General features: G+C 29.1%; 4 protein-coding genes. 3 read left to right on the top strand and 1 reads right to left on the bottom strand.

Translation table 11 applies throughout. The features are described 5' to 3' along the window. Nucleotides 1–84 precede the first annotated feature (84 nt). Nucleotides 85–612, top strand: coding sequence for a DUF177 domain-containing protein (locus HG1285_RS03105; RefSeq protein WP_008288957.1), 528 nt, complete (start codon nucleotides 85–87; stop codon nucleotides 610–612). Beyond that, the gene (gene dtd / locus HG1285_RS03110) at nucleotides 609–1,052 is read left to right on the top strand and encodes a D-aminoacyl-tRNA deacylase (RefSeq protein WP_008288956.1); all 444 of its coding nucleotides are present in this window, start codon (nucleotides 609–611) and stop codon (nucleotides 1,050–1,052) included. The genes HG1285_RS03105 and dtd overlap by 4 nt, the downstream gene beginning before the upstream one ends. On the opposite strand, the gene rdgB is transcribed toward dtd, so the two are convergent. Further along, nucleotides 1,039–1,665, bottom strand: a complete 627-nt coding sequence (gene rdgB, locus HG1285_RS03115; RefSeq protein ID WP_008288955.1) for an RdgB/HAM1 family non-canonical purine NTP pyrophosphatase — start codon at nucleotides 1,663–1,665, stop codon at nucleotides 1,039–1,041. The two genes, dtd and rdgB, sit on opposite strands and share 14 nt — an antisense overlap. A 73-nt stretch (nucleotides 1,666–1,738) precedes the next feature. Here rdgB and HG1285_RS19215 point away from each other — a divergent pair. Continuing rightward, nucleotides 1,739–1,864 (top strand): ferrochelatase (locus HG1285_RS19215; RefSeq protein WP_008288954.1); only part of this gene is annotated, 126 nt, incomplete at its 3' end.

Genomic DNA, 1,864 nt, shown 5'->3' with positions numbered 1-1,864 from the left:
TCACAAAAATTTCATACATGTTGCATTAATATTAAAATAGTATAAATTACAGGCATCAAAATAACATAAATGAGGTGAGATAGAATGCCTTTCTTAATTAATTTAAAAAATGAGTTTAAAAAAGAAAAATTTATTGAAAGAGATTATGAAATACCTTTTGAAGATTTAGATTTACCTTCAGAGTATAGAGCATTGGAAGATGTTAAAGTACATCTATATATAATTAAAGAAAAGGATGGATATGCTGTATCTATGACCTTTAAAAGCGGTATTGACTTAGAATGCGGAAGATGTTTAGAGCATTTTGATATGGACTTAAGCGGAACTTCTAATATTTTTCTTTCTAAAAAGAAATTAAAAGGCGGAGAACTTCATGGAGCAGATTTAGACGTTAGATATTTAGAAGATGAAGAGCATTTTAATCTGAATGAAGTTGTAAGAGAGGAAATTATAATAAGAACTCCTATGAAGCCTTTGTGTAATCAAAACTGCAAAGGAATTTGCCCAATCTGTGGCTCAAATAAAAATGAAAATCCCTGCAGCTGCGAGGTTGAAGAAAGAAGAAAAAATTCACCGTTTGCAAAACTTGGTAAGCTTTTAGAAAATAAATGATAGCAGTAATCCAAAGAGTTTTAGAATCAAAAGTAGAAGTTGACGGCAAAATAGTTGGGCAAATTGGAAAAGGTTTAAATATTCTCCTTGGTGTTGTAAAAGGAGATACACAGGAAGATATTAATAAACTTATTAACAAAATAGTAAATTTAAGAATTTTTGAAGATAAAAATGGAAAAATGAACCTCTCTGTAAAAGATATAAACGGAGAGGTTCTTGTTATTTCTCAGTTTACATTGGCAGGAAATGTAAAAAAAGGAAGACGACCAAGTTTTGAAAATGCAGAAAAGCCTGAAAAAGCTAAACAACTTTATGAAAAATTTGTAGAAGAAATTTCAAAAGAAGTTCCTACTAAAACAGGAATATTTGCTGCAGATATGAAAGTTTTTATACTAAATGATGGTCCTGTTACATTTATAATTGATTCTAAGCAGTTATAATCTTTTTTAAAATGCTTATTAATTTCCTTACAGCTTTTCCTCTATGGGATATTTTATTTTTTTCTTCCGATGTTAGCTGTGCCATTGTTTTTTTATAACCTTCAGGTATAAAAATAGGGTCATATCCAAAGCCTCCTTCTCCTACAGGCTTTTTTGCTATTTTACCTTTGCAGTATCCTTCAGCCCATATTCCAAAATCTTCAGGGTTATAGAAAACAATTACACTAACAAATCTTGCCTTTCTGTTTTCTTTCCCTTCTAAAAGCCTTAAAAGTTTATTAATGTTTGCTTTATCTTTATTATCTTTTACAGGTTCTTTTCCTCCAAACTCTATATCATAAAACCTTGCAGAATAAACCCCCGGATATCTTCCAAGTTCTTCAACTTCAAGACCAGCATCTTCTGCTATAACAGGTATTTTATAAAATTTTGCATATTCTTTTGCCTTTTTTATAGCATTTTCTAAAAAAGTTTTTTTGTTTTCTTCAACATCAATTTTTTCTTTCATATCTTCCAAAGATAAAACTTCAATGCCTATATTTGACAAAAGCTGTTTAAACTCTTTTAATTTTCCTTTATTTGTTGTAGCAATTAAAACTTTGTCTATTTGCAAAATTAAAACCTCCCATAAATTATTTAAACTTTTATTTTAAAATACTTATATGCAAAATAAAAATGAGGTCAAAATGAAAAAAATAGCAGTTGTACTTTTAAATATGGGTGGTCCTGATAGTCTTGAGGCAGTTGAGCCTTTTTTGTATAACCTTTTTTCAGACCACGATATTATTCAAATACCAAGACTTATACAAAAA

The organism is Hydrogenivirga sp. 128-5-R1-1, assembly GCF_000171895.1.
The sequence above is the reverse complement of the archived record's forward strand: the minus strand, read 5'-3'. Positions and strand labels throughout refer to the sequence as shown.

Bases quoted from the DNA above. Each gene is read 5' to 3' on its own strand.
- HG1285_RS03105 (WP_008288957.1), top strand. From the start codon at position 85: ATGCCTTTCTTAATTAATTTAAAAAATGAGTTTAAAAAAGAAAAATTT.
- dtd (WP_008288956.1), top strand. From the start codon at position 609: ATGATAGCAGTAATCCAAAGAGTTTTAGAATCAAAAGTAGAAGTTGAC.